General features: G+C 41.4%; 25 protein-coding genes. 23 read left to right on the forward strand and 2 right to left on the reverse strand.

All coding sequences use genetic code 11. From position 1 onward, the window contains the following. The first annotated feature begins 13 nt into the window (after nucleotides 1–13). The 4 genes from speA (at nucleotide 14) to GKD17_RS00785 (ending at nucleotide 3,719) form a co-directional block, all read left to right on the forward strand. Entirely contained in the window at nucleotides 14–1,906 is a 1,893-nt protein-coding gene (gene speA / locus GKD17_RS00770) for a biosynthetic arginine decarboxylase (protein ID WP_005838815.1), read from the forward strand. Nucleotides 1,907–1,910: 4 nt separating this feature from the next. Next, on the forward strand, nucleotides 1,911–2,684 hold the full coding sequence (argB, locus tag GKD17_RS00775) for an acetylglutamate kinase (RefSeq protein WP_007834611.1): 774 nt from the start codon (nucleotides 1,911–1,913) through the stop codon (nucleotides 2,682–2,684). A gap of 62 nt (nucleotides 2,685–2,746) precedes the next feature. Continuing rightward, a complete protein-coding gene (locus GKD17_RS00780) occupies nucleotides 2,747–3,256 on the forward strand; it encodes an RNA polymerase sigma factor (RefSeq protein ID WP_007834617.1) in 510 nt (169 codons plus the stop codon). After that, nucleotides 3,246–3,719, forward strand: a complete 474-nt coding sequence (locus tag GKD17_RS00785) for a hypothetical protein (RefSeq protein ID WP_007834618.1) — start codon at nucleotides 3,246–3,248, stop codon at nucleotides 3,717–3,719. Before GKD17_RS00780 ends, GKD17_RS00785 begins: the two co-directional genes overlap by 11 nt. Nucleotides 3,720–3,916: 197 nt before the next feature. On the opposite strand, the gene GKD17_RS00790 is transcribed toward GKD17_RS00785, so the two are convergent. Further along, nucleotides 3,917–4,648, reverse strand: a complete 732-nt coding sequence (locus GKD17_RS00790) for a head GIN domain-containing protein (protein WP_007834619.1) — start codon at nucleotides 4,646–4,648, stop codon at nucleotides 3,917–3,919. A 106-nt stretch (nucleotides 4,649–4,754) separates the two neighbouring features. Between GKD17_RS00790 and GKD17_RS00795 the strand changes: the two genes are divergently transcribed. The 11 genes from GKD17_RS00795 to araJ all read left to right on the forward strand — a co-directional run bounded on the left by GKD17_RS00795 (nucleotide 4,755) and on the right by araJ (nucleotide 16,192). Continuing rightward, nucleotides 4,755–5,459, forward strand: coding sequence for a M48 family metallopeptidase (locus GKD17_RS00795; RefSeq protein ID WP_007834620.1), 705 nt, complete (start codon nucleotides 4,755–4,757; stop codon nucleotides 5,457–5,459). 20 nt (nucleotides 5,460–5,479) lie between these two features. Then, nucleotides 5,480–6,790 (forward strand): acetylxylan esterase, encoded by a 1,311-nt coding sequence (locus GKD17_RS00800; protein ID WP_007834621.1) that lies wholly within the window; start codon nucleotides 5,480–5,482, stop codon nucleotides 6,788–6,790. A gap of 104 nt (nucleotides 6,791–6,894) precedes the next feature. Next, nucleotides 6,895–7,545: a YbjN domain-containing protein gene (locus GKD17_RS00805; RefSeq protein WP_007834623.1), complete on the forward strand. Its 651-nt coding sequence runs from the start codon at nucleotides 6,895–6,897 to the stop codon at nucleotides 7,543–7,545. A gap of 144 nt (nucleotides 7,546–7,689) precedes the next feature. Next, entirely contained in the window at nucleotides 7,690–7,971 is a 282-nt protein-coding gene (locus GKD17_RS00810; RefSeq protein WP_080549524.1) for a PD-(D/E)XK nuclease family transposase, read from the forward strand. A gap of 608 nt (nucleotides 7,972–8,579) precedes the next feature. Then, nucleotides 8,580–9,080: a helix-turn-helix domain-containing protein gene (locus GKD17_RS00815; RefSeq protein ID WP_032936083.1), complete on the forward strand. Its 501-nt coding sequence runs from the start codon at nucleotides 8,580–8,582 to the stop codon at nucleotides 9,078–9,080. A 66-nt stretch (nucleotides 9,081–9,146) separates the two neighbouring features. After that, a complete protein-coding gene (locus GKD17_RS00820) occupies nucleotides 9,147–12,158 on the forward strand; it encodes a PL29 family lyase N-terminal domain-containing protein (protein ID WP_007834629.1) in 3,012 nt (1,003 codons plus the stop codon). Nucleotides 12,159–12,375: 217 nt separating this feature from the next. Continuing rightward, entirely contained in the window at nucleotides 12,376–12,537 is a 162-nt protein-coding gene (locus GKD17_RS00825) for a hypothetical protein (RefSeq protein ID WP_005849674.1), read from the forward strand. Further along, nucleotides 12,527–13,483 carry a hypothetical protein gene (locus GKD17_RS00830; protein WP_007834633.1) on the forward strand — a complete coding sequence of 319 codons (957 nt, stop codon included), beginning with the start codon at nucleotides 12,527–12,529 and terminating at the stop codon, nucleotides 13,481–13,483. The genes GKD17_RS00825 and GKD17_RS00830 overlap by 11 nt, the downstream gene beginning before the upstream one ends. Further along, nucleotides 13,480–14,568, forward strand: coding sequence for a radical SAM protein (locus GKD17_RS00835; protein ID WP_007834635.1), 1,089 nt, complete (start codon nucleotides 13,480–13,482; stop codon nucleotides 14,566–14,568). Before GKD17_RS00830 ends, GKD17_RS00835 begins: the two co-directional genes overlap by 4 nt. Before the next feature lie 2 nt (nucleotides 14,569–14,570). Further along, on the forward strand, nucleotides 14,571–14,819 hold the full coding sequence (locus GKD17_RS00840; RefSeq protein ID WP_007841950.1) for a hypothetical protein: 249 nt from the start codon (nucleotides 14,571–14,573) through the stop codon (nucleotides 14,817–14,819). Nucleotides 14,820–15,031: 212 nt separating this feature from the next. Continuing rightward, nucleotides 15,032–16,192: an MFS transporter AraJ gene (gene araJ / locus GKD17_RS00845; protein ID WP_008655497.1), complete on the forward strand. Its 1,161-nt coding sequence runs from the start codon at nucleotides 15,032–15,034 to the stop codon at nucleotides 16,190–16,192. Here araJ and GKD17_RS00850 read toward each other — a convergent pair. Then, nucleotides 16,153–16,572: a hypothetical protein gene (locus GKD17_RS00850; protein ID WP_005838848.1), complete on the reverse strand. Its 420-nt coding sequence runs from the start codon at nucleotides 16,570–16,572 to the stop codon at nucleotides 16,153–16,155. The two genes, araJ and GKD17_RS00850, sit on opposite strands and share 40 nt — an antisense overlap. A 138-nt stretch (nucleotides 16,573–16,710) precedes the next feature. On the opposite strand from GKD17_RS00850, the gene rimP reads away from it, so the two are divergent. The 8 genes from rimP (at nucleotide 16,711) to GKD17_RS00890 (ending at nucleotide 26,964) form a co-directional block, all read left to right on the forward strand. Continuing rightward, a complete protein-coding gene (gene rimP / locus GKD17_RS00855; RefSeq protein WP_005838850.1) occupies nucleotides 16,711–17,178 on the forward strand; it encodes a ribosome assembly cofactor RimP in 468 nt (155 codons plus the stop codon). Nucleotides 17,179–17,180: 2 nt separating this feature from the next. Further along, nucleotides 17,181–18,437 carry a transcription termination factor NusA gene (gene nusA / locus GKD17_RS00860; RefSeq protein WP_005838852.1) on the forward strand — a complete coding sequence of 419 codons (1,257 nt, stop codon included), beginning with the start codon at nucleotides 17,181–17,183 and terminating at the stop codon, nucleotides 18,435–18,437. A gap of 41 nt (nucleotides 18,438–18,478) precedes the next feature. Next, on the forward strand, nucleotides 18,479–21,490 hold the full coding sequence (gene infB / locus GKD17_RS00865; RefSeq protein WP_007834638.1) for a translation initiation factor IF-2: 3,012 nt from the start codon (nucleotides 18,479–18,481) through the stop codon (nucleotides 21,488–21,490). Between the two features lie 138 nt (nucleotides 21,491–21,628). Beyond that, nucleotides 21,629–22,132, forward strand: coding sequence for a CvpA family protein (locus tag GKD17_RS00870; protein WP_032936000.1), 504 nt, complete (start codon nucleotides 21,629–21,631; stop codon nucleotides 22,130–22,132). A gap of 7 nt (nucleotides 22,133–22,139) precedes the next feature. Then, nucleotides 22,140–23,591 (forward strand): Fe-S cluster assembly protein SufB, encoded by a 1,452-nt coding sequence (sufB, locus tag GKD17_RS00875; RefSeq protein ID WP_005838858.1) that lies wholly within the window; start codon nucleotides 22,140–22,142, stop codon nucleotides 23,589–23,591. Nucleotides 23,592–23,618: 27 nt separating this feature from the next. Next, entirely contained in the window at nucleotides 23,619–24,371 is a 753-nt protein-coding gene (sufC, locus tag GKD17_RS00880) for a Fe-S cluster assembly ATPase SufC (protein ID WP_007834640.1), read from the forward strand. Nucleotides 24,372–24,399: 28 nt separating this feature from the next. Further along, complete coding sequence (gene sufD, locus GKD17_RS00885) at nucleotides 24,400–25,743, forward strand: Fe-S cluster assembly protein SufD (RefSeq protein WP_007834641.1); 1,344 nt, start codon at nucleotides 24,400–24,402, stop codon at nucleotides 25,741–25,743. Nucleotides 25,744–25,749: 6 nt separating this feature from the next. Beyond that, entirely contained in the window at nucleotides 25,750–26,964 is a 1,215-nt protein-coding gene (locus GKD17_RS00890; RefSeq protein ID WP_007834642.1) for an aminotransferase class V-fold PLP-dependent enzyme, read from the forward strand. Nucleotides 26,965–26,983 lie beyond the last annotated feature (19 nt).

A 26,983-nucleotide genomic window follows, 5' to 3' on the forward strand; every position in this document is an offset into this window, starting at 1 on the left:
TACAGAAGAAGAAATGAGAAAATGGCGTATTGAAGATTCGGAAGAACTCTACAACATAACCGGGTGGGGAACTTCGTACTTTGGTATCAATGACAAAGGTCATGTAGTGGTAACTCCTCGTAAGGACGGCGTTGAGGTCGACTTGAAAGAGTTGGTCGATGAGTTGCAATTGCGGGATGTGGCAGCTCCTATGCTGGTCCGTTTTCCGGATATTCTGGATAATCGTATTGAAAAAATCGCGAACTGCTTTAAGCAGGCATCTGATGAGTATGGGTATAAGGCCCAGAATTTTATCATTTATCCTATCAAGGTAAACCAGATGCGTCCTGTAGTAGAAGAAATCATTAGTCATGGTAAGAAATTCAATTTGGGACTGGAAGCCGGTTCCAAACCCGAACTCCATGCGGTGATAGCTGTGAATACAGATTCGGATTCATTGATTATCTGTAACGGATATAAGGACGAAAGTTATATTGAGTTGGCTCTGCTGGCACAGAAGATGGGGAAACGCATTTTTCTGGTGGTGGAGAAAATGAATGAATTACGCCTGATAGCCAAAATGGCAAAGCAGCTGAATGTGCGGCCTAACATAGGTATCCGCATCAAGCTGGCTTCTTCGGGAAGTGGTAAATGGGAAGATAGCGGAGGAGACGCCAGTAAGTTTGGCTTGACATCCAGTGAATTGCTGGAAGCGCTTGACTTCTTGGAAAAGAAAGACATGAAGGACTGTTTGAAACTGATTCATTTTCATATCGGCAGTCAGGTTACTAAAATACGTCGTATCAAGACTGCTCTGCGTGAGGCATCGCAATTCTATGTGCAGTTGCATGTGATGGGATTTAATGTGGAATTTGTGGATATCGGTGGTGGTTTGGGGGTGGATTACGACGGAACTCGTTCTGCCAATAGTGAAAGCAGTGTGAACTACTCTATTCAGGAGTATGTGAATGACTCTATTTCTACGCTGGTGGATGCCAGTGACAAGAATGGAATTCCTCATCCGAATATTATTACTGAAAGCGGACGTTCACTGACTGCCCATCACTCCGTGCTGATTTTCGAGGTGCTGGAAACGGCGACTTTGCCCGAAATGGATGAGGATTTCGAAGTAGGTGAAAATGACCATGAATTGGTACATGAACTTTATGAGATATGGGATAATCTGAATCAGAGCCGTATGGTGGAGGCGTGGCACGATGCACAGCAGATACGTGAGGAAGCACTTGATTTATTCAGCCACGGTATTGTGGATTTGAAGACCCGTGCCCAGATAGAGCGTCTGTACTGGTCGGTGACCCGTGAGATCAATCAGATTGCTTCGGGGTTGAAACATGCGCCCGATGAATTCCGCAAACTGGACAAACTGCTGGCTGATAAATATTTCTGTAATTTCTCGTTGTTCCAGTCGTTGCCGGACTCGTGGGCGATAGATCAGATATTCCCTATCATGCCTATCCAGCGTCTGGACGAGAAGCCCGACAGAAATGCTACCTTGCAGGATATTACTTGTGATTCGGATGGAAAGATTGCCAATTTTATCTCTACCCGTTATGTATCGCATGACCTGCCGGTACATTCGTTGAAAGGAAAAGACGCTTATTATATAGGTGTGTTTCTGGTTGGTGCTTATCAGGAGATTTTGGGTGATATGCACAATTTGTTTGGAGATACCAATGCGGTGCATGTCACGGTGGATGACAAAGGATATTCCATTGATCAGGTAATTGATGGTGAAACGGTGGCCGAGGTTTTGGATTATGTACAGTATAATCCGAAGAAACTGGTGCGTACACTGGAAACGTGGGTGACCAAATCAGTAAAAGAAGGACGAATTTCTGTAGAGGAAGGAAAAGAATTCCTCTCTAATTATCGTTCCGGGTTGTACGGATATACTTATTTGGAATAATAACATGAAAGAGAAACTGACTATCATAAAAGTAGGTGGAAAAATTGTAGAGGAAGAGTCTACACTTAATCAGTTATTGGCTGATTTTTCTGCTATAGGAGGTTATAAGTTGTTGGTACACGGTGGCGGGCGCTCTGCTACCAGACTGGCGGCACAACTAGGGATTGAAAGCAAGATGGTGAATGGTCGCCGCATTACGGATGCAGAAACGCTGAAAGTGGTAACCATGGTATATGGCGGACTGGTGAATAAGAGTATCGTAGCCGGTCTTCAGGCAAAAGGTGTGAATGCCATTGGACTGACCGGAGCTGATATGAATGTGATCTGTTCAGTAAAGCGTCCGGTAAAAGACGTGGACTATGGCTTTGTTGGTGATGTAGAGAAAGTAAATGCCAATTTTTTGGCGGCATTGATCCGTCAGGGCATTGTGCCTGTTATGGCTCCATTGACCCATGACGGCAAAGGAAGCATGCTGAATACCAATGCTGATACCATTGCCGGAGAAACCGCTAAAGCATTGGCCTCCTTGTTTGATGTGACATTGGTTTATTGTTTTGAGAAAAAGGGTGTATTGCGTGACGAGAATGATGATGACAGTGTAATTCCTGTCATTACTCCTGAGGAGTTTAAAGAATTTGTAGCGCAAGGTATCATTCAAGGAGGGATGATTCCTAAGCTGGAAAATTCTTTTTCTGCTATTGATGCAGGCGTCAGTCAGGTGGTAATAACCTTAGCATCAGCCATTAGTGAAGGAAGTGGAACCGTAATTAAAAAATAATTCAAAAAAACAGGCGGGTGAGTGTAACTTTAGTGTAACTCACCCGTCATTATTACAGAGCAATGCGAGAGATCAGTTTCCGAAACGATATTCTGCCCCTGAAAGACAAACTCTACAGGTTGGCGCTTCGTATTACGCTGAATAGTGCTGAAGCGGAGGATGTGGTGCAGGATACGATGATCAGAGTATGGAACAAGCGGGATGAATGGCCGCAGTTTGAATCCATTGAGGCATATTGCCTGACCATTGCTCGTAACTTGGCAATTGACCGCAGTCAGAAGATGGAAGCGCAAAATTTGGAACTGACCTCTGAAGTGCGGGAGATGCCTGATACATTGACGCCTTATGATCGGTTGGCGCAGAACGAACAAATACAGTTGGTTCACCGTCTGGTCAATGAGCTTCCCGAAAGGCAGCGTACAATTATGCAGTTGAGGGATGTTGAAGGAAAGAGTTATAAAGAGATTGCAGATATTTTGCAGATTACGGAAGAACAGGTGAAAGTAACCCTTTTCCGTGCCCGGCAGAAAATAAAACAAAGATACACTGAAATAGAGGATTATGGATTATAAATATATTGAACAGCTTTTGGAACGTTATTGGAATTGCGAAACTTCATTGGAGGAAGAGCAAATATTACGTTCATTCTTTCGTCAGAAGGAAGTGCCTGCTCATTTACTCCGGTACAAGCAGTTGTTTGCTTATCAGGATGTGGAGAAGGAGAAAGGTTTGGGAGATGATTTTGATACCAGAATTCTGACCCGGATAGAAAGACCGGTGGTAAAAGCACAACGTCTGACTATGCGTACGCGCTTTATGCCTCTGTTTAAAGCGGCTGCAATGATTGCCGTGTTGTTTCTTATGGGTACAGTGATGCAACACACTATGGAAGGTGGTGATAGTGATACGGTATCGGTACACGATGAGTATCAGAATTCTACTACCGACCCCCAAGTGGCATACGAACCTGTATTGCCTACAGATACGGTGGCAAAGATTACCGTTGATGATACCGGTACAGGGAAAACAAACTAGAACATTTTCATTTGCTTTTATATAAATATGATAGTTAGTGCTTATTAAAACAACTTTTTAATTCGAGGCTGTGAAGTTTCAATTCTCTCAAATTTTAAATTAACTAACTAAATAATTTTAAAAAGGATTACCGCGTGAGCAGTAATCCTTTTTTGTTTGGTAGATAATTTAATGTAAAGAGAGAGTTATGAAATGAGTTATTTGCTCTTAACGCTTCCAATTCCGGATTTTTTTAGTCCGGTAACCTGAGGGTCACCGTAGTAGTTTACACTTCCTACTCCCTGGGCACTGATATTTATCGTCCCGGATGCATAACAAGAAACACTTCCCACACCGTTTTGTTCAACTACAACATCAGAAACAATCATGTCTTTTGCTTTCAGGCTACCTACTCCTTCCAAATAATATGTCGCATGACCGGCCTGCCCCTTTAAATTGATACTGCCTACTCCTTCTTGGGATACTTTGATGGAACGTGCCATTAATGCATTTGCTTCAATACTCCCCACACCTTCAGCACTGATAGAAAGATCTGTTACTTTCACGCTGTCTTTCAGATAAATACTTCCTACACCTCTTTGCTTGATACTACATAAGACCGGACTGGTAATTGAGATATTGATTTTTGAACTCTTGAAGTTTTTGAATTTGTCTTTATCCATACTGATACTCAGCGTACTGTCTTTGACCATGACAATGAGTTGGGGGATGTAATTATCCGGACCGTCGGCTTCTACTTTGGTCACATTCCCTTGAGTAAAGACAATGTTGGCAGGTGCTTTGTTCTCTATCTTATTGAAAGGAGTTACGCTATATTTTTTGGTCATTTTACTCTTGCTGGGTTTCGGACCTGATGATATGTGGAAACAGCCTGTCATCATTGTGATTGCCAGAAAAAGACTGAAAAAATAAATAGTTTTTGTTCTCATGGTAATATATATATTTAATTGGTTTCTGTTAATTAGACGGTGAAGATTCCTGGAAAGTTGCAAATCTCTGCCTTTTTTTATTGGAAAGCTGTATCTTTGTATCCGTATGGCAACTAAAAGAGTACTTCCGGATAAAGATTTTGACCGTATTATAGTGCGTACACACAAGCTGGCGCGTAATGTTACTATGCGGGTAAAGCCCGACGGACTGCATGTTACTGTTCCTCCTTATAGTTTAAGCAGTAAAGTGCTGGAGGTGGTGGAGCAATACAAGCAACGTCTGTTGGAGGACTGGAGGAAAGTGAGTAAGAAACCGATTGATTTAAATTTTCGTATTCATACTCCCTGTTTCCGTTTATGGCTGGAGCAAGGTAACTTTACTTGCTTTTCCGTACGTTTTACCGAGGAGGGAGTCAAGATTATCTGTCCGCGGAATGTGGATTTTTCTTTACCTGAAGTACAAAGGCTGGTACGTAATGCCATCATCCGTGCCATGAAGAAAAATGCGCAAGAATATCTGCCACCTCTTTTATCTGCTTTGTCCGAACAGTATCATTTGCCATTTAAACGTGTGAAGATTACCGGCAGCAAGGGAAGATGGGGAAGTTGTTCGGGAACAGGCAGTATCAATCTTTCCTGTTATTTGATGTTGTTGCCTCCCCATTTGATGGATTATGTACTGTTACACGAATTGTCTCATACCAAGGAAATGAATCACGGCCCTCGTTTTTGGGAGTTGCTGGATAGTATGACAGGAGGGAGAGCTCGTGCCTTACGTGCGGAGTTACGTAGATTTAATACTGATTTTTAGAACTATTAAATAGAATTACAATGAAAAACAGATTTTTAAGCATGCTTATTGGGGCTGTCTTGTTCGTTCTTTCAGTAGCGGCCGAAAATTATCCTTATCGGAGTGATGTGCTTTGGGTAACTGTACCCGATCATGCCGACTGGTTGTACAAGACAGGCGAGAAAGCGAAGATTGAGGTTCAGTTCTATAAATATGGTGTTCCGCAAGATGGTGTGGAGGTTTTATATGAGCTGGGAGGCGACATGATGCCTTCGGATACCAAGGGAACTGTAAAACTGAAGAATGGAAAAGCGGTTATTTCTATGGGGACAATGAAAGAGCCAGGTTTCCGTGATTGTCGTCTGACGGCTAAAGTAGGAGGTAAAACTTATTCCCACCATATCAAAGTCGGTTTCTCTCCTGAGAAGCTTCGACCTTATACCCAGTTGCCTTCTGATTTTAATGAATTCTGGAATAAGACTAAGGCGGAAGCGGCTCAGTTCCCTCTGACTTATACCAAAGAGTATGTAAAGAAATATTCTACGGACAAAATGGACTGTTACTTGATCAGGCTTCAGCTGAATAAGCAGAACCAGTGTATTTATGGTTATTTGTTCTATCCTAAAGCGGAAGGAAAGTATCCGGTAGTACTGTGTCCTCCAGGGGCTGGCATCAAGACGATCAAAGGGCCTATGCGGCATAAATATTATGCGGAAGAAGGCTGTATCCGCTTTGAGATAGAAATCCACGGATTGAATCCGGAGTTGGATGAGGATACTTTCGGCGAGATAAGCCGCGCTTTCAGCAGCCGGGAAAACGGCTACTTGGTAAACGGCCTGGATAGTCGCGAGAATTATTATATGAAACGGGTTTATCTGGCTTGTGTCCGCAGTATTGATTTGCTGACTTCATTACCTGAATGGGATGGTAAAAATGTTATTGTGCAGGGGGGGAGCCAAGGGGGAGCTTTGGCTTTGATTACGGCAGGACTTGACAAGCGTGTTACGGCATGTGTGGCAAACCATCCCGCTTTAAGTGATATGGCAGGTTACAAAGCCGGCCGTGCCGGGGGATATCCTCATCTTTTTAAGAATACGGTAGATATGGATACACCTGCCAAGATGAAGACCCTTGCATATTATGATGTGGTGAATTTTGCCAAACAGATTACTGTTCCTGTTTATATGACATGGGGATTCAATGACAATACTTGTCCTCCTACTACCAGTTACATTGTCTATAATGTACTGAACTGTCCGAAAGAGGCGTTGATTACTCCAGTCAACGAGCACTGGACTTCTGAAGACACAGAATACGGGCATTTGCTTTGGATAAAGAAACACTTGAAATAAATCGATGGAAATAGATGTTTTTAAGATTATAATTGCTATATTTGTTTAGCATAGTGTAGCAACTATCTGTATTTTGATGTTGAACCCTTAAATCGCAAACAGATATGACCGACCTCACCATTCTAATCGCTGTTATTGCATTGGCATTGTGGCCGCTTGCATTTTTAGTTCTTCGCATCCGTCATGAGCGTAAAAAACGTAGAGACCGTTTGGACCGTATGACAAAGGAAGACTTGGAGGATATCGGTACGGAAGAGCTGGTTATAGCTGTGCTCAAAAAGATAGGCTGTCAGCCGGAAACCAATGAGGAAGGACATATTGTCTTTAAATATCAAGGTGATGATTTTTATATTGCGGTGGAGGATGAGGCCCGGTTCATCATGATATGGAATCCGTGGTGGGCGTCTATCAGTGTGGATAATCCGGCTTTACCTTACTTAAAAGAGATTGTCAATCTGGTCAATGTGGATTCGTTGGTGACCACTGTCTTTACGGCGGATGAGGATGAGAAAAACGTGGGGCTTCATTCCAAGTGCCATACGGTCTTTACTCCCAAAGAAGGCCAGTTGGACGAATATCTGAAAGCTATGCTCGATCATTTCTTTGTTACTCACGATGCTATCAAGCAAAATTTGCAGCAACTGGGTAGTGCCGCTTCGGAAAGTGTTAATAAGGAACGGACAAAGGTGAAAGGATTTGCTGCTTATAAAGAGAACAGTACGCCACTGTCTTCTGTCGAAGAAGAGAAAAAATAAGGAATGTTTTCATTCGTTCCGGCTTTTATGAAAGTTGCTTTGATGTATGGTTCAAAGCAACTTTATTTGTGTTTATACTTATGCTAAATCCTTTTTCTCTTAAGTATTTTTTTTCTTATCTTTAAGTTCTTTTTTCTTGGAATCCTGAAGTTCAACAAGAAGGAAGATAAGGTGGAGGGCATGTTTGACAAATGCCTGTTCGTTCTGCGTAATCTATCTTCCCTTCTTGAGCGTCTGTGTGCGTTGCAGAGCCGTGTATTCGACCATTTTTTCGAGGCTGCCGAGATTGCGAAATTCACCTCTAGGGAGTTTGGTGAACATTGGGAAAATTTGAAGAGCTTCCGTGATTGGTATAGCGTAATGTCTACTCAATTGAAGAAAGGACGTGAGGAGGACCCTAAAGAGGAACTCGAAAAAGGTCTTTAGGAAGGATTTGAAACAGGTCGTAAGGAAGAATGCTAAAAATGAAACAGGGCGGTATTGCATTTGATGTAAATTGCCTAGGTTACCGGTTTATCGGCTCAGGAAATAATGTTTCTTTAAGTTCTTTTCTGGAGAAATTGACTTCGTAAAGTGATTAAGTTGGCTTGATGCCTGAAACTTGTTGACCGATTTCCGTTCAAAGAGTTTGTTCAAATTATTTCGGTGAATCTTTTTTAAGGAGAGAATCTCTTTTTTGTGATAGTAATCAATTGATTAACAATTGATTGTTTCCTTCTTTTATATATGCTTATTTGTATATCTCTTACCAAGAGATATACATTTTCTGTGCAAAAATAAGCAAAGTTTTGAGAACTAATACATTTTTGGCAAAAAAAATAGGAATTTATATAAAAAATAAGCTTCCAAGTCCATTTTTATACTCCTTTATCCTATTTGAAATAGGATATAATATGTTGATATATTGTTTGTTAGTTACTTTCTATAGATCTCTTGGTAAGAGATCTATAGAAAATGTCGTTTTTAAGTTCCTTTATTATATGATAAAGTATGTCTTTGAAGCGATGAGAATGAATGAAATTAACATAGAGCAGATGGAATATCTATTTCTAAGACGTAAACGAAGTAGCGCCGTTTCCGAGCGGCAGAAGAACTTGCTTTTCAAGGCCGCCCAGCGGCATTGGGAGGAGGAGTTTGTCGGCAAGGAAGCGAATATTCGTAAAGTGGACTGCCGTATATATAAAGCTATATTGTACCAGCTTGAGATACGTCAGATATTCCTTGACACTTCGCTTTCGCTGAAAAAACTGAGCGATTTGCTTGAAACAAACCAGACCTACCTAAGTAATGTAGTAAACAAATACTTTGGCTGTAACTTGAAGGAGCTTGTGAACGGCTATCGTGTGGAATATGCCAAGGAGCTTCTTAGTTTCGGTCGTTGTGCATTGAATGACTTGCCTCGTAGTTGCGGTTTCGCTTCTAAAAGTGCTTTCTATTCAGCTTTCAGTAAGGTTGTGGGTGTGTCACCTTTGTCTTATCAGTCACGGGAAAGGAGGAAACGGGAGTTACAGGTAATAAACGAACTAAGATATTAATAATGAGATTAATATGTATAATCAATTTTAGTTTTTTTAAATTTATAAATTTAAAGTTTTTCTATTATGAACAAAAAGTTTTTAAGTGCAATCCTGTTCGGAGCTTTGATGGTTTCGTCAACGGGAACATTTGTGTCTTGTAAAGACTACGATGATGACATCGAGAATTTGCAGGGCCAGATTAACTCAAACAAAGACGCCATTGCTGCATTGCAGAAGTTGGTGGGAGAAGGTAAGTGGGTAGCTGCTATTTCTCCGATTGAAAACGGTTTTACTATTACAATGAGTGATGGTACTACCCAGACTGTAACCGGCATCAACGGTAAGGATGGTGTAGATGGAAAGAATGGTACTGAATGGACTATCGGTGAAGATGGTTTCTGGTACAAGGACGGTGAAAAGACTGACGCCAAAGCTGTAGCCAAAGATGGTGTTGACGGCAAGCCGGGTGCAAACGGTCAGACTGCTCCTTCTCCTGAAATTGTGGATGGCAAATGGGTAGTTTACTCATGGAATGCTGAAACTGGTGAGTTCGAAAAGAAAGACACCGGAATTTCCGCACAAGGCACAGGCGCTTACTATGTAGAAAAAGACGGTGTGATTTATTTGAATATCGCCAATGAAGCTGGTGTATTCGATAAGGCTATCGCTTTACCTGCTACTTCTGATGCATTTGTAGCTGAAGCTCCGGCTGCTATCGTACATGTTAAATTCCAAACTGCAAAGTGGCAACCTGCTGCAAAGAATACTACAGAAAAAGCAAAGAAGGCATATAAGGCATTGACTGAGAAATTCACTGACCTTGTCGGTATTGCTGCAAATGCTACAGTAAAACAAGGTGGTGAATTGCCGGTATTGGTAAATCCCGCTAATGTGGAATTGACTGATAAGTTTGAATTCTCTTTGCAACTGACTAACGGTACAACTCCTGATATTGCATTGTCTAACCCCGTCAAAGGTATTGCAGATGATTGGAGTGTTCAGAACGGAACAATGAATAGAGCTGCCAGCACTGAAGATTGCTTCTGGACATTGGATGTGGAACCTGCATACGATGAAAAGGCCAAGACTTATGCAACTACCAAAAAAGAATCTGCATCTCTGGTTATAAAAAATGAAAAGGGTACAGTTGTCAAGACTGCTTTTGCATATAATGTTTCTGCAGACAAAGTGGAAAGTAACGTTAGTGTAGCAGCTGGTACTGTAACTTATGCTCCTACTATTGATTTGACAGCTGTTGATGCTAAGACTACAAAAGCCGGTATTATCTATGCAAATGAATACAAAGGTAAGGCTATTGTAAAACTCCGCGACCAGTTGAATATTGAACAATATGGTTTGTCTTTGGACGGAAATGTATTGACTATTGCCAATATGCCTGCCAATGTATCTAGTATTACTGTTAAATTGAACATTATAGCACTTGGTTTGAATGGTTCTGCTGTTGATCAGGATATTGATGTGACAGTTAATCAAGATATTCAAGTAGCTGGTGGTTTGAACGATAAGAATGTGACATTGTCTACTAAAAAAGTAAGTGGTGCTTATACACAGAATGTTCTTTGGAATGTTGCTGACTTCCAGTTTACTACTGCAACTCAGAAGGATGCATTCTTCAAAGCTAATAAGACAATGAGTGTTTATCTGTTGGACGAAAATGGTGACAAGCCTGAAACAGCAACATACACTTATGTAACAGGGGAAGGTCTTGTTCAGTACAAGAGCGATGGCACAACCACAGCTACATCATACAATGACTTCGCTAAGTTCGGCTTTAGCTTGGATGCTGCAGAATATGTACCTGGAACTTATGCAATTGTATTTGAAGCAACAGACGGTGCTGCAACAATTGTGAAATCTGAAGCTACTATGATTGTTTCTAATCCGAAGGCAGAAGATATCTTCAAGTTGGTACCTGACTTTACTACAGCCGGTGTATTGCAAGTTATCGGTAACTACGCTACGGTAGCTAATAAGGTGGTTTACGATTTGGAAGACGGTATCTTGGCTCCTGATTTCGCTGGTAGTGAGGTAACTTATATCGACTTGGATCACAAAGCTTGGGAAGAAGCGATGGGTGCTGCTACAGAAATGGGCGCAGAAGACTGGATTACTAACAACCGTTTGAATGTATACCAGAATGCTTGGAAGGGTGCTGCTACTCCTGCTAACCAATATATGTTGAACAAGGAACGTAATATCCGTGCTACTTATACCTTGTATGGCAATGCTGAAAACACTATTGACTATGACTTCAAGGTTATTGTTAAGAGCTCGGTTTATACTGCTGATGGTTCTAATGTAACAGTAAAAGCTATTACTGGCGCCTTTGGTAAAGAAGTTAATATGACTTCTAATATCTCTGCTGTTTATGCTTTGGGTATCAACAAGGGCAAGGCTCTGACATTATTCGGAAATGCAGGCGGTTCTACTGAAAAAGATGTTACTGACTATGACGCTCCTAAGAAAGATACTGCTGGTAAGTATGTAGTGAATGCTGATGCTACTCCTGTTGAAATTGCGAAGGCTGACTTGATTAAGTTCGGTATGTCAGTTGATGCTTATACCGCATTGGGAGCAGACGATAAATTCTTCTTGACTGTTAAAAACAATGATGTAACAGTAGGAGCCCATAATAGCACTTTGAAAGGCTGGAACATTATCATGACTGAAGTTAACAAGTATTATACTTATAACAACGGAACATGGGGTGACAAAGCAGATTTGTCAGCAGAGGAGAAAGCTGCAAGAGATGCCAGTGCTGAAGTTGCTTTGTTCAAAGCTTACAAAGATAAGTTGGCATACGATACCAAGAAAAAAACTGTAACAACTCAACCTAAACCGGCTTCTGATGAAATCAAGTCTGTAACATTTGCATGGGACGATGCAAAATTGGCTGAGAAATTTGTGACATCAACCACAATCGGTACTGACGGTAAATTTAAAGCTAAAGCAGAAACTGAAATCAAAGCATCTGATTTGGTTAACGGTAAGGCTGAGCTGAAAGTAAACATGAAGGTAACAGACAAGTGGGGCATGGTAATGACCAAGACTTATACTGTTACTATTAAGAAATAATCATACTATAAAGTAAAAGTCCGCTTCTCCTTCGTGAGAAGCAGCTTCTGCCTAAAGTAGAAATTATAAATTCTTTCAAGCGGGGAAAGCATACGTATCCGGCAACGGGCGTTTCTTTCCCCGCTTTTTTTTAAAGGAAATGACTCTGAAGAATAGTTTGATTCTTTCCCGGTTAGGGTCTGTTCATTGAATTTGTAATCAATAAATTGTATATACCATGAATAAAATAGAAGAGATAAAGAAAAAAATCAGGGATTTGAAGTTAAAGCAAAAGATGACAACTGGGCGTTTGGAATGGAACGATATACAGAGAGAAATAGACATTTTGAATAATGAGTTAAAGCAACTAGAAACAGACAAACCACAATATGGAAAATAGATTACGCCTGTATAATTTAGGTATGAAGATATTTGGTGGTTTTGCAACACTAGGTGGAGTCATACAGACTTTGCAAATATTTACGCAGCCAGAGCTTGATATTAAAACTATTCTGCTTTCGTTTCCTGCGTGGGTAGTATATGTATTTGTATGTCTGACTATTATTCTTGCCATGTTGAGGAAACGGTACAAATCTATGAATCAAGAAGTGGAACTATTGAATGTTAAATTAAACGAGCAAACTGCAATGGTTCGTTCGTTGCAGGAAATGATGAAAATTGTGCCATTTAAAGGACGTTTTTTTTTGACCACCGAGTATTTGTACAATGAATTAGGGGAATATATACAGAATAACATTGATATTGATTCAATAGAGATAAAGAACACAATAGAAAAAAAAGGGATGGGAAATAAGAGAGATTCCTTTGTCCGACTAAATGTAAGAGGTGTTGTCTCGCATAAAATCAGTACATTTCATTTGCTGGTGGCAGGTGATACCATTGTTAATTTTGAAGATATAAATATACAAGCGTTCGAGCGTGTTGGTGGAAAGCTGAAAAAATTATGTGCAAGAATTGCTGATAACGGGCAGGATTCTTTGCTGAAGCAGGTTGTTGTTTCTTATGACAAAGTAAAAAGTCCTGGTAGTATTGTTGATTTGATGATTGAATGGTGCTGGCCTAACATGTTGAATATTACAGATTGCGATTATACTACATTGCCTAATTTTTTGGCTGGTACGGTGAAAAACCTGAAGATGTCTTTGGAATGTAAAGAAGATATAGATTTTAAATCGGCAAGTATATATAAATATAAAGTCGGTATGGATAAGGCCCAGTTGATTTTGGACGTTGATATGTCCGAAATCATAGATACGATATCTTATGAAGAAGATAATCCGTTAATGAATTCTACTTATATATTGTATTACGAAGTTGCCAGATGATTGGAAATCTGAAAAAATATATAGATAAGGCATCTTTTATGGAACATATAGATGCCAAGCTGCGGCAGAATGAACCTATGATTATAGATTCATTCGTCAGTAATAAATGTAATCTGAAATGTAGACATTGTTATTTTGGAGATGCCCGGCCCATATCAGAGTCGGTTTCTTTGGCAAGATGGAGAAGTTTTCTTGATGAAGCTATTGGAATGGGTATGAAACATTTTCATTTTTCGGGTAAAGAATCTTTTTTGGATAATAGAATCTTTGATATCCTGAATCTTTTAGCGGAATATAAGGAAGATAGGAGAATATTTTATGGAGTTGTTTCAAATGGAATGAGTATGGATATTCAGGGGTATGACGAAGTTCTTGCAACCAACATCTCATACCTTGAAATTAGTCTTGAGGGCTCTGGAAAATACAATGATTTGATAAGGGGTGAGAATGGATACAATACGGTTTATGAGTTGATTGAAAATGTGGAGCATCGAGATAAAATAAATATTACTTCTACTATTTTTGATGATAATGGAGCTGATTTATTATCCATGTTGCTTGCATATTGGAAATTAGGAGTTGATAAATTTAATTTTGCTCCTATCATGTATTATTCACCATTTGAAATGAAACCATTGAAAAGTTTGTCGTGTGAATCCTTGCTTGGTTTTGTTTCGCTCTGTCTTGATTTTATGAATAATGATAACAGTTCGGATGCTATTGATATAAGGATTTGTATGACGAAAGCAATGGCGTATGAACTGTTTTTGAAAGAAAATATATTAACCGGAAAAATAGAGGAATATATATACAGAGGCAATAAAATGAAATATCAGAGGGGGAATAAGGTGTTGGAGTTTAGTTATCCTTTACTCAGCATTCCATTCCTTAATGAATTGGTCGTTACTCATGATGGTTACATTATATCCTGTGCAGATGATATTCATTATAAGTATCTTGATAAGATCGCTTTACCGAACGTGAATATAGTAAAAAACAGTTTTGCAGAAATATTGCAAGCGAGAAACGAATTTATTTTGTGTTATTTAGACAAAGAATTATCTCAATATACTAAATGTTTATAATTATGAAAACACAAGAATTTGTAGATGTTCGGGTGGGTGAAAGCACTCAGCCGGATCACGGTTATGAATTGAGTGATAAGTGTATAATAACGAAAAGTTCAAATGCTGTCGCTAGCGGAGCAGGAAGCAAAGGCTTGTTTTCGTATAAAAGTACTAAGCTGAAAAGTGCTGAATGTAAAATCAATCAGAGTTTACGGGATGTTGATAATGGAGCAGGAAGCAAAGGTTTGTTTAGTGTGAATGTTGATTAGTAAGCATGGCTTTGTAGAGAAGTTTGTTTGTCTTTTTAACTTCTGAACATGAAGCTAAAATGTTTGACCTCTTTTGCATGTGGCAACAATAAATTGACATAAAGCAAGTAATCATTCCTTTTCTTATAAAAGTGTGCTAAAAACACTTATATCTGAAAACATAACAATTATTTTTGTACGTTTTTTAATTAATGGATTGTTTTTATTCAGGTATGAAGAAGAGTTTGACGGCTTTGGCGTTCGGCACATTAGGATTGGGCATTGCCGAGTTTGTAATGATGGGCATTTTGCCCGATGTAGCGAAGGACTTGCATATAAGTATTCCGCAAGCAGGACATTTTATTTCGGCTTATGCACTAGGTGTGTGCGTAGGAGCACCGGGGATGGTTTTGGTGGCTCGTACCCGTCCGCTGAAACATATTCTGTTAGGCTTGATGGTTATTTATATTTGTGGTAATTTGTGTGCTGCCGTTTCAGTGAATTATTGGATGATGTTGATGATGCGTTTTATTTCCGGATTGCCTCATGGCGCCTTCTTTGGGGTTGGTTCCATTGTGGCGGAAAGAGTGGCTGATAAAGGAAAAAGTTCGCAGGCAGTGGCATTGATGGTGTCGGGTATGACGATTGCCAATCTTTTTGGTGTACCTTTGGGTACGTTCATGAGTAATATAATGTCCTGGCGTATTCCTTTTCTCTTTAATGGAGTATGGGGACTGATTACCTTGTTCTATATTTGGAAATGGGTTCCTTCACTGCCTGCTTTGCCGGATACAGGTTTGAAAGGACAGTTCCGTTTTTTGAAGAATCTAGCTCCATGGTTGTTGATATTTACGACTATGTTTGGGAATGGAGGTATCTTTTGTTGGTATAGTTATGTTACTCCTTTGATGACACATGTGGCAGGTTTCAGTGAGAACAGTATGACTTTCATTATGGTGCTGGCAGGTCTTAGCATGACTGTAGGAAACTTGATGGGTGGAAAGTTTTCTGATCAGTATGGAGCAGCCCGTGTGGTGAAATATACACAGATTATTATGGCCTCCGGTTTGCTTGCCATTTTCTTTGCAGCTTCTATCTCTTGGCTGGCAGTGATATTGATGTGTGTATGTACGGCAGGATTATTTGCTGTTTCGGCTCCACAACAATTATTGTTACTCCAAAATTCACGCGGAGGAGAAATGATGGGAGCGGCCTGTGTGCAAGTCGCTTTTAATTTGGGCAATGCCATTGGTGCCTATGCCGGTGGGCTACCCATAGATGCCGGATTGGGTTATCGGTATCCGGCTTTGGTAGGAGTTTTTATCGTATTGACCGGCTTTGTCGCTGTTTCCCTTTATTCCAAAAGGGAATCGGCTTCTCTTTCCAAGATATAAATCACATCTCCACTCTTTTTAACCTCTACCCGGCTACCTTCCGGATTCAGGTTGAAAGGTGTGGTCTTGTCTGTTTTGTTATCTACGACCATCAGTACATTATCTTCGGCAAAGCGCTTTATTTCCACTTTCAGGTTGGCGTCGGGCATGGTTTGGTCCAGCAGCAGACTGTCATTTAGATATACCGCTATACTATCTCCGGCAAAACTATTAGTTAGTTCTATGTTGTAGACTCCTTCATAAGTCTGTACTTTGTCAGCCTTGCGTTGGAAACGGAAGGACATATACAAAAAAATGATAATAACGGCAAAGACTCCAAAAGCCAGCATACCGTTACCTATCATGAATTGCTTGTTCGTATTTAAACTGTTTTTATCCATAGTGTTATAAGTTTCTGCAAAACTACAATTTTTTAATAGAATATTTTGTAGCACTGGTAGATAATTTGTATCTTTGCACCGAAATGGATGAATGGTGGGGCTTGATTAAGCCCTTTTTTTGTTCTTAATAGTGAATAAATGATAGATAAAAATGTAGTAACCCGGATTGTTGACGAGTGGCTGGAAGGTAAAGATTACTTTTTGGTAGATGTCACGGTGAGCCCGGATGACAAAATTGTGGTAGAAATTGACCATGCCGAGGGAGTATGGATTGACGATTGTGTAGAACTTAGCCGCTATATTGAGTCTAAACTGGACCGTGAAGAAGAGGATTATGAACTGGAAGTGGGTTCGGCCGGTATAGGACAACCTTTCAAGGTATTGCAACAGTACTTGATACACATTGGTAAGGAGGTGGAAATCCTGACTAAAGAGGGAAAGAAGCTGGAAGGTGTATTGAAGGATGCAAATGAAGAGAACTTTACCGTAACCATTGAAAAGAAAGTGAAACCGGAAGGAGCCAAACGCCCCAAACTGGTAGAGGAGGATATTACTTTTGCATATGATGAGATAAAATACACTAAATACTTAATTAGTTTTAAATAATTATGGCCAAAAAAGAAGAAACAATCAGCTTGATTGATACATTTTCGGAATTTAAGGAATTAAAGAATATTGATAGAACAACTATGGTGAGTGTACTCGAAGAGTCTTTCCGTAGTGTGATCGCGAAAATGTTTGGCACTGATGAAAATTACGACGTTATTGTGAACCCTGACAAGGGAGATTTTGAAATATGGCGTAACCGTGAAGTTGTAGCAGATGAGGATTTGACGAATCCCAATATGCAGATCTCATTGACCGAGGCACAGAAAATTGATGCTTCTTATGAGGTGGGTGAGGAAGTGACCGATGAAGTAATCTTTGCCAAGTTTGGCCGCCGTGCCATTCTGAACTTGCGTCAGACACTGGCATCGAAGATTTTAGAACTGGAGAAAGATAGCTTGTATAATAAATATATTGATAGGGTGGGTACTGTAATCAGTGCGGAAGTTTATCAGATATGGAAGAAAGAAATGTTGTTGCTGGATGATGAAGGTAACGAACTGCTTTTGCCCAAGACTGAACAGATTCCGAGTGACTTCTACCGTAAAGGCGAAACTGCCCGTGCCGTAGTGGCCCGTGTAGATAATAAAAATAATAATCCGAAGATTATTCTGAGCCGTACTTCACCTGTGTTCTTGCAACGCCTGTTTGAAATGGAAGTACCCGAAATCAATGACGGGTTGATCACTATCAAGAAGATTGCGCGCATTCCCGGAGAACGTGCTAAGATAGCTGTTGAGTCGTATGACGACCGTATAGACCCGGTAGGTGCCTGCGTAGGTGTAAAAGGATCACGTATTCACGGTATTGTGCGCGAGTTGCGTAATGAAAATATCGACGTGATCAACTATACTTCTAACATTCAGTTGTTCATTCAGCGTGCGTTGAGTCCGGCTAAGATTTCTTCTATTGTGCTGCACGAAGAGGAGAAAAAAGCAGAAGTATATCTGAAACCGGAAGAAGTGTCTTTGGCAATCGGTAAGGGGGGAATGAATATCAAACTCGCTAGTATGCTTACCGAATATACGATTGATGTGTACCGCGAATTGGATGAGAGCGCGATGGATGAGGATATCTACCTTGATGAATTCAAGGATGAAATTGATGAGTGGGTTATCACAGCCATCAAGAATATTGGATTGGATACAGCTAAGGCTGTACTGAATGCTCCGCGCGAGATGTTGATAGAAAAAGCGGACCTGGAAGAAAACACGGTTGATGACGTGTTGAGAGTTTTAAGAGCTGAATTTGAAGAGTAACTCTTCAGTCCCGGCTCGTAGTTAATAATTAAAAAACGAGTATGACGATTAGACTGAACAAAGTAACAAGAGATTTAAATGTAGGAATAACGACGGTAGTTGAATTCTTGCAGAAGAAGGGCTATACCATTGAGGCTAGTCCTAATGCGAAAATTACCGAAGAACAATATGCTGTACTTGTGAAAGAGTTCAGCACAGATAAAAATTTAAAAATAGAGTCTGAAAAATTTAGTCAGGAAAGACAGAATAAGGATCGCAACAAAGCTTCTATCTCTATCGAAGGTTTTGAATCTAAGAAAGAGAAAGAAGAGGTGGTGAAAACTGTTATTCCTGAAGAGGCACGCCCCAAACTGAAGCAAGTGGGTAAAATAGATCTGGACAATTTGAACAAGAAAACTGCGTCAAAGGTTGTAGAACCAGCTGCGAAAGTTATTGAACAAACTCCGAAAGCAGAACCCGTGGTGGAAAAGGTGGTTGAGAGGAAGGAAACTCCCCAGCCCCAGAAGGAAACGCCGAAGCCTGTGGTGGTAGAGGAAAAGAAACCGGAATCGACTCCTCAACCTGCTCCTGCTCCAGTTTTGGAAGAGAAGAAAGAGCCTAAAATTGAAAAGACGGAAGAAAAGACACCCCAGGTGAAAGAGATGGAAAAAGAAACACCCGAAGCAGCACCCGTTCAGGAAAAAGAAGAAGACGATGTATTTAAAATTCGTCCTACTGAATTTAAATCGAAAATTAATGTAGTAGGTCAGATTGATCTGGCTGCATTGAATCAGTCTACCCGTCCGAAAAAGAAATCGAAGGAAGAAAAACGGAAAGAGAGAGAAGAGAAAGATAAGCAGCGTCAGGAACAGCGTAAACTGATGAAGGATGCTATTATCAAAGAGATCCGTAAGGGAGACGATAAGATTTCTAAAAACTTGGTTAACGATGATGCCGCAAAGAAGAAAAAGCGCAATAGAATAAATAAGGAACGTGTGGATATAAATGCTGCCGGTACAACGAATGTTGGAGGAGCATCTAATAATAACCAACGTAACGATAACGCTAACAGACCGAATAGGAACAATAACTCCAAACCTAATAGTAATAACAATCAGGGTGGAGGCAAATTTAATAAAGACCGTTTCAAGAAACCTGTTGTAAAAGCGGAAGTTAGTGATGAAGATGTGGCAAAGCAGGTTAAGGAAACATTGGCACGTCTGACTAACAAGACTAAGAACAAGGCTGCCAAGTATCGTAAGGAGAAACGTGAAAATGTTCAGAACCGCCTGATGGAACAGGAGGAGATGGAACAGGAAGATAGCAAAATATTGAAACTGACCGAGTTCGTTACTGCGAACGAATTGGCAAGTATGATGGATATCCCTGTTACTCAGGTTATTGCTACTTGTATGAGTATCGGTATCATGGTTTCTATCAATCAGCGTCTGGATGCCGAGACAATTAACTTGGTAGCAGAAGAATTCGGATACAAGACAGAATATGTAAGTGCTGAGGTAGCACAGGCTATTACAGAAGAGGAAGATAACGAAGAAGATTTGCAGCCGCGTGCTCCGATTGTGACAGTAATGGGACATGTTGACCATGGTAAGACTTCATTACTGGACTATATTCGTAAAGCAAATGTAATTGCCGGTGAGGCAGGGGGTATCACCCAGCATATCGGTGCTTACAATGTGAAATTGGAAGACGGACGTCATATTACATTCTTGGATACTCCGGGTCACGAGGCATTTACCGCTATGCGTGCCCGTGGTGCGAAAGTGACGGATATTGCTATTATTATTGTAGCTGCCGATGATAATGTGATGCCGCAGACCAAAGAGGCGATTAATCATGCTATGGCTGCCGGTGTGCCTATCGTATTTGCTATTAATAAGGTGGATAAGCCGCACGCCAATCCGGATAAGATTAAGGAAGAACTGGCTGCCATGAACTTCCTGGTGGAAGAGTGGGGTGGTAAGTATCAGTCGCAAGATATTTCGGCAAAGAAAGGTACAGGTGTACATGATTTGTTGGAAAAAGTATTGCTGGAAGCTGAAATGTTGGATTTGAAGGCTAATCCCGACCGCAAGGCAACCGGTTCTATCATTGAATCGTCGTTGGACAAGGGACGCGGTTATGTGGCTACTATGTTGGTGGCAAACGGTACGCTGAAAATGGGCGATATAGTCTTGGCTGGTACTAGTTATGGTAAGGTGAAAGCCATGTTTAATGAACGTAACCAGCGCATCAAGGAGGCCGGTCCTTCCGAACCGGTATTGATTCTGGGGCTGAACGGTGCTCCTGCGGCAGGTGATACTTTCCATGTGATTGATACGGAACAAGAGGCTCGTGACATTGCCAACAAGCGTGAACAGTTGCAGCGTGAGCAGGGCTTGCGTACTCAGAAACTGCTGACATTGGATGAAGTGGGCCGTCGTTTGGCTTTGGGTGATTTCCATGAGCTGAATGTGATTGTTAAAGGTGACGTGGACGGTTCTGTCGAAGCGTTGAGCGATTCATTGATAAAACTGTCTACAGAACAGGTACAGGTTAATGTGATCCACAAAGGTGTCGGTCAGATTTCCGAGTCGGATGTGACTTTGGCTGCTGCATCAGATGCGATTATTGTAGGTTTCCAGGTTCGTCCTTCAAGTTCTGCCGGCAAACTGGCTGAGCAGGAGGGTGTGGATATCCGCAAATATTCTGTTATCTATGATGCGATTGAAGAAGTGAAGGCTGCTATGGAAGGTATGCTGGCACCTACTTTGAAGGAACAGATTACTGCAACCATCGAAGTGCGTGAAGTCTTCAATATTACCAAGGTCGGTTTGGTTGCCGGTGCTATGGTGAAGACAGGTAAGGTGAAACGTTCTGATAAGGCACGCTTGATTCGTGATGGTATTGTAGTCTTTACCGGTGCTATCAATGCTTTGAAGCGTTTCAAGGATGATGTGAAAGAAGTAGGTACTAACTTTGAATGTGGTATCAGTCTGACAAACTGTAACGATATCAAGGTCGGTGATATTATTGAAGCTTACGAAGAAGTAGAGGTTAAACAGACTTTGTAATATACTGAAGTCTGAGAATATAGATGGTAATGTCATCCTGAGCATAGCGAAGGATCTGGCACCTCGCCCAGCGCGTGGGCTGGCAGATTCTTCGCTTTGTTCAGAATGGCATTACTGCTTTTTGTAATAACGATAAAGATGGCGACAATAGATATTATTATATTGGCTATGATTGGTGTGGGTGTCATTATGGGATTAATGAAGGGATTTGTGAAGCAGATGGCGTCTATTGTAGGGTTGATAGCCGGATTGCTGATGGCTCGTGCCTTGTTTGGCATTGTTGCTGAAAGGTTGGCACCGGTTTTAGGTACTTCGACGACTGTAGCACAGGTTTTAGCTTTTATATTGATCTGGGTAGCTGTACCTTTAGGTTTTGCGTTCGTCGCCTCTTTGTTGACAAAAGCATTGGATGCTGTGCACCTGGGATGGCTGAACCGTTGGTTAGGCAGCGGATTGGGAGCATTGAAGTATATGATACTGATAGGGTTAGTTATTCATGTGATAGAATATATAGACCCGAACAATGAGCTGATTAGTGCAACAAAAAAGAAGGAATCAGTGTTATATTATCCTATGAGGGACTTGTCCGGTATCTTTTTTCCGGTATTTAAGAATGTAACAGAACAATTAATAGAAATATAAGATAGATATGCAAGAAGAACCCAATAAATATGTGAAAGAACTGACGCAGGAGAAGTACAAATATGGCTTCACCACAGAAGTTCACACAGATATTATAGAAAGGGGATTGAATGAGGATGTTATCCGCTTGATTTCTGCAAAGAAAAACGAGCCGGAGTGGTTACTGGAGTTTCGCCTGAAAGCATACCGCTACTGGCTGACAATGGAGATGCCTGCATGGGCACACCTCACTATCCCTGAAATAGATTATCAGGCTATATCCTATTATGCGGATCCTACAAAGAAAAAAGAAGGACCGAAAAGTATGGATGAGGTAGATCCTGAGTTGATTAAAACTTTCAATAAATTAGGTATTCCCTTGGAGGAACAAATGGCGTTGAGTGGTATGGCAGTAGATGCTGTCATGGACTCTGTATCCGTCAAGACTACATTTAAAGAAACCTTGTTGGAAAAAGGGATTATTTTTTGTTCGTTCAGTGAAGCGGTGCGTGAACATCCCGATTTGGTGAAGAAATATCTGGGTTCGGTGGTTGGACCGCGGGATAATTTTTTTGCAGCCTTGAACTCGGCAGTGTTCAGTGACGGATCGTTTGTATATATTCCGAAAGGAGTGCGTTGTCCTATGGAACTCTCCACCTATTTCCGTATCAATGCGGCTAATACCGGTCAGTTTGAACGTACACTGATTGTTGCGGATGATGATAGTTATGTTTCTTATCTGGAAGGATGTACGGCCCCTATGCGGGATGAGAACCAATTACATGCGGCCATAGTGGAGATTGTGGTGCATGACCGTGCGGAAGTGAAATATTCTACCGTACAGAACTGGTATCCGGGAGATGCCGAAGGCAAAGGAGGAGTATATAACTTTGTGACAAAACGTGGCCATTGCAAAGGAGTGGATAGCAAATTGAGCTGGACACAGGTGGAAACCGGATCGGCCATTACTTGGAAATATCCCAGTTGCATCTTGAGTGGAGATAATTCTACTGCTGAATTCTATTCGGTGGCAGTAACGAATAACTATCAGCAGGCTGATACGGGGACTAAAATGATTCATTTAGGTAGAAATACCCGTAGTACCATTGTTAGTAAAGGAATCAGTGCCGGAAAGAGCCAGAACTCTTATCGTGGTCTGGTACGTGTGGCTCAGAAAGCAGACAATGCCCGTAATTACAGTCAGTGTGACTCTTTGTTGCTGGGGAGCCAGTGCGGTGCTCATACATTCCCATATATGGATATTCATAATGAAACTGCTGTGGTGGAACATGAGGCGACAACCAGCAAGATCAGCGAAGACCAGTTGTTTTATTGCAATCAGCGCGGTATTCCTACGGAAGACGCTATTGGGTTGATTGTCAATGGATATGCAAAAGAAGTACTGAATAAACTTCCAATGGAGTTTGCGGTAGAGGCACAGAAGCTGCTGGCTATTTCTTTAGAGGGAAGTGTAGGATAAATGAAGAACTAAGAATTTAATAGAATTATGTTAGAGATAAAAGACTTACATGCCAGTGTCAATGGCAAAGAAATATTGAAAGGTATTAATCTAAGCATAAAGAAAGGTGAAGTTCATGCTATTATGGGACCCAACGGTTCCGGAAAGAGTACCCTTTCGTCTGTGTTGGTAGGCAATCCGGCTTTTGAGGTAACGAAAGGTTCGGTGACCTTTGAAGGAAAAGATTTGTTGGCTTTGAATCCTGAGGATCGCAGCCATGAGGGTCTGTTTTTGTCTTTCCAATATCCGGTGGAGATTCCCGGAGTCAGTATGGTGAACTTTATGCGTGCGGCGGTAAACGAGCAGCGTAAATATAAAGGCCTTCCTGCATTAACAGCCAGTGAGTTCTTGAAGCTGATGCGCGAGAAACGGGCTGTGGTAGAATTGGATAATAAATTGGCAAACCGTTCGGTAAACGAGGGATTCAGCGGTGGTGAGAAGAAGCGCAATGAGATCTTCCAGATGGCTATGCTGGAGCCTAAGTTGAGTATTTTGGATGAAACGGATTCCGGTCTTGATATTGATGCGTTGCGTATTGTAGCCGAGGGTGTGAACAAACTGAAGACTCCCGAAACAAGTTGTATCGTCATTACACACTATCAACGGTTGCTGGATTATATCAAACCGGATATTGTACATGTATTGTATAAAGGACGTATTGTAAAAACTGCGGGTCCCGAATTGGCTTTGGAACTGGAAGAGCGTGGTTACGACTGGATAAAAGCCGAGTTGGGAGAATAATATTGGATGCCTAAAGAAGAAAGTGATTATGAGAGCAGAACAACAATATATTGATCTCTTTTCTCAATGTGAGGCGATGATTTGCCAGCATAGTGCCGAGGTGCTGAACGCTCCCCGTGCGCAAGCTTTCGCAGATTTCGAAAAATTAGGTTTCCCTACCCGCAAGCAGGAAAAGTATAAATACACGGATGTGAGCAAATTGTTCGAGCCGGATTATGGTTTGAATTTGAACAGACTCGACATTCCGGTGAATCCGTATGAAGTGTTCAAGTGCGATGTACCTAATATGAGTACCGCTCTTTATTTTGTAGTAAATGATGCTTTTTATCGTAAAGTTTTGCCGAAGGCGCAATTGCCGGAAGGAGTGTTGCTTGGCAGCTTGAAAGAGCTGTCTGAACAATATCCGGCTTTGGTCAAGCAGTATTATGGCAAGTTGGCAGATACTTCCAAGGATGGTGTGACCGCCTTCAATACTACTTTTGCCCAGGATGGCTTTATGCTGTATGTGCCGAAAGGCGTGGTGGTGGACAAACCCATTCAACTGGTGAATATATTGCGTGCTGATGTTAATTTTATGGTGAACCGCCGTGTGCTGGTTGTGCTGGAAGAAAGTGCGCAGGCTCGTCTGTTGATTTGTGATCATGCCATGGATAATGTAAATTTCCTTTCTACTCAGGTTATTGAGGTCTTTGCAAAAGAAAATGCTACTTTCGATCTTTATGAACTGGAAGAAACCCATACCAGCACAGTGCGTTTCAGTAACCTCTATGTGAACCAGGAGGCAGACAGTAATGTGCTTTTGAATGGTATGACTTTGCATAACGGTACTACGCGTAATACAACTGAAGTAACTTTGGCCGGACGTGGAGCTGAGATCAATTTGTGTGGTATGGTCATTGCCGATAAGAATGAACAGGTGGACAATCATACTTTCATTGACCACAAGGTTGCTGATTGCGCTAGTAATGAGCTGTTTAAATATGTATTGGATGATCAGGCGACAGGTGCGTTTGCCGGAAAAGTATTGGTACGTGAAGGAGCACAACATACTAATTCCCAACAAACCAACCGCAACCTCTGTGCTACTCGTGATGCCCATATGTACACTCAGCCGCAACTGGAAATTTATGCGGATGATGTGAAGTGCTCTCACGGAGCAACTGTCGGTCAGCTAGATGAAAATGCCTTGTTTTATATGCAGCAACGTGGCATCAGTTTGAAAGAAGCGCGTTTGTTGCTCATGTTTGCTTTTGTCAATGAAGTAATAGATACCATCCGCATGGATGCATTGAAAGACCGTTTGCATCTGTTGGTGGAAAAACGCTTCCGTGGTGAGTTGAATAAATGTCAGGGATGTGCGATATGTAAATAGGACGTCATGTACGATATACAAAAAGTAAGAGAAGATTTTCCGATATTAGATCGGGAGGTGTATGGAAAGCCGCTTATTTATCTGGATAATGGGGCTACCACTCAGAAACCGCGCCAAGTGGTTGAAGCCATAACCGATGAATATTATTCGGTCAATGCCAATGTGCATCGTGGTGTGCATTTCTTGTCTCAGCAGGCTACCGAGTTGCATGAAGCTTCTCGTGAGACTGTACGTCGTTTTATCAATGCACGCAGTAGCAATGAAATCGTGTTTACACGGGGCACGACGGAGAGTATCAACCTGTTGGCTTCTTCTTTTGCCGACAGTCAGATGAAGGAAGGTGATGAAGTGATTGTTTCTGTCATGGAGCATCATAGCAATATTGTACCTTGGCAGTTACAGGCTGCGCGTAAAGGAATCGTGCTGAAAGTGATTCCCATGAATGACAGGGGAGAACTGTTGTTGGATGAATATGAGAAACTCTTTTCGGAACGGACCAAGCTGGTGAGTTTCGCTCATGTAAGTAATGTGTTGGGCACTGTCAATCCGGCGAAAGAGATGATTGCGACTGCCCATACACACAGTGTTCCCGTTTTGATTGACGGGGCGCAGAGTGTTCCTCACATGAAAGTGGATGTTCAGGATTTGGATGCTGACTTTTTTGCTTTCAGCGGACATAAGATATATGGACCTACCGGTGTGGGAGTGCTTTATGGAAAAGAAGAGTGGCTGGATAAACTTCCACCTTACCAAGGGGGAGGCGAGATGATACAAAGTGTCAGCTTCGAGAAAACGACTTTTAATGAATTACCGTTTAAGTTTGAAGCGGGAACTCCCGATTATATCGGCACTACCGCCTTGGCAAAAGCGTTGGATTATGTATCTGCCATTGGTATGGAGAACATTGCCGCCCATGAGCATGAACTGACCCTATATGCCATGCAGCGTCTGAAAGAAATAAACGGAATGCGTATCTTCGGAGAGGCTGAGCATAAGAGCAGTGTCATTTCTTTCTTGGTAGGAAATATTCATCATTTGGATATGGGTACGTTGCTTGACCGTCTGGGCATTGCCGTACGTACCGGGCATCATTGTGCTCAGCCTTTGATGATTCATATGGGGATTGAAGGAACCGTGCGTGCTTCTTTCGGTTTGTATAATACCAAGGAGGAGATAGATATGCTGGCTGCCGGCATTGAGCGCGTCAGCAGGATGTTTTGATTTCTCCAAACGAAATAAG

Source organism: Phocaeicola dorei (genome assembly GCF_013009555.1).
In the GTDB taxonomy this organism is placed as follows: domain Bacteria; phylum Bacteroidota; class Bacteroidia; order Bacteroidales; family Bacteroidaceae; genus Phocaeicola; species Phocaeicola dorei.

What these genes read in the sequence shown, in the direction of transcription:
- rimP (WP_005838850.1), top strand. Translation starts at nt 16,711, where the DNA reads ATGATAGATAAAAATGTAGTAACCCGGATTGTTGACGAGTGGCTGGAA.
- sufB (WP_005838858.1), top strand. Translation starts at nt 22,140, where the DNA reads ATGCAAGAAGAACCCAATAAATATGTGAAAGAACTGACGCAGGAGAAG.
- sufC (WP_007834640.1), top strand. Translation starts at nt 23,619, where the DNA reads ATGTTAGAGATAAAAGACTTACATGCCAGTGTCAATGGCAAAGAAATA.
- GKD17_RS00780 (WP_007834617.1), top strand. Translation starts at nt 2,747, where the DNA reads ATGCGAGAGATCAGTTTCCGAAACGATATTCTGCCCCTGAAAGACAAA.
- GKD17_RS00785 (WP_007834618.1), top strand. Translation starts at nt 3,246, where the DNA reads ATGGATTATAAATATATTGAACAGCTTTTGGAACGTTATTGGAATTGC.
- GKD17_RS00805 (WP_007834623.1), top strand. Translation starts at nt 6,895, where the DNA reads ATGACCGACCTCACCATTCTAATCGCTGTTATTGCATTGGCATTGTGG.
- GKD17_RS00790 (WP_007834619.1), bottom strand. Translation starts at nt 4,648, where the DNA reads ATGAGAACAAAAACTATTTATTTTTTCAGTCTTTTTCTGGCAATCACA.
- GKD17_RS00795 (WP_007834620.1), top strand. Translation starts at nt 4,755, where the DNA reads ATGGCAACTAAAAGAGTACTTCCGGATAAAGATTTTGACCGTATTATA.
- GKD17_RS00890 (WP_007834642.1), top strand. Translation starts at nt 25,750, where the DNA reads ATGTACGATATACAAAAAGTAAGAGAAGATTTTCCGATATTAGATCGG.
- GKD17_RS00835 (WP_007834635.1), top strand. Translation starts at nt 13,480, where the DNA reads ATGATTGGAAATCTGAAAAAATATATAGATAAGGCATCTTTTATGGAA.
- GKD17_RS00800 (WP_007834621.1), top strand. Translation starts at nt 5,480, where the DNA reads ATGAAAAACAGATTTTTAAGCATGCTTATTGGGGCTGTCTTGTTCGTT.
- GKD17_RS00840 (WP_007841950.1), top strand. Translation starts at nt 14,571, where the DNA reads ATGAAAACACAAGAATTTGTAGATGTTCGGGTGGGTGAAAGCACTCAG.
- nusA (WP_005838852.1), top strand. Translation starts at nt 17,181, where the DNA reads ATGGCCAAAAAAGAAGAAACAATCAGCTTGATTGATACATTTTCGGAA.
- GKD17_RS00850 (WP_005838848.1), bottom strand. Translation starts at nt 16,572, where the DNA reads ATGGATAAAAACAGTTTAAATACGAACAAGCAATTCATGATAGGTAAC.
- GKD17_RS00830 (WP_007834633.1), top strand. Translation starts at nt 12,527, where the DNA reads ATGGAAAATAGATTACGCCTGTATAATTTAGGTATGAAGATATTTGGT.
- infB (WP_007834638.1), top strand. Translation starts at nt 18,479, where the DNA reads ATGACGATTAGACTGAACAAAGTAACAAGAGATTTAAATGTAGGAATA.
- speA (WP_005838815.1), top strand. Translation starts at nt 14, where the DNA reads ATGAGAAAATGGCGTATTGAAGATTCGGAAGAACTCTACAACATAACC.
- argB (WP_007834611.1), top strand. Translation starts at nt 1,911, where the DNA reads ATGAAAGAGAAACTGACTATCATAAAAGTAGGTGGAAAAATTGTAGAG.
- GKD17_RS00825 (WP_005849674.1), top strand. Translation starts at nt 12,376, where the DNA reads ATGAATAAAATAGAAGAGATAAAGAAAAAAATCAGGGATTTGAAGTTA.
- sufD (WP_007834641.1), top strand. Translation starts at nt 24,400, where the DNA reads ATGAGAGCAGAACAACAATATATTGATCTCTTTTCTCAATGTGAGGCG.
- GKD17_RS00870 (WP_032936000.1), top strand. Translation starts at nt 21,629, where the DNA reads ATGGCGACAATAGATATTATTATATTGGCTATGATTGGTGTGGGTGTC.
- GKD17_RS00815 (WP_032936083.1), top strand. Translation starts at nt 8,580, where the DNA reads ATGGAATATCTATTTCTAAGACGTAAACGAAGTAGCGCCGTTTCCGAG.
- araJ (WP_008655497.1), top strand. Translation starts at nt 15,032, where the DNA reads ATGAAGAAGAGTTTGACGGCTTTGGCGTTCGGCACATTAGGATTGGGC.
- GKD17_RS00820 (WP_007834629.1), top strand. Translation starts at nt 9,147, where the DNA reads ATGAACAAAAAGTTTTTAAGTGCAATCCTGTTCGGAGCTTTGATGGTT.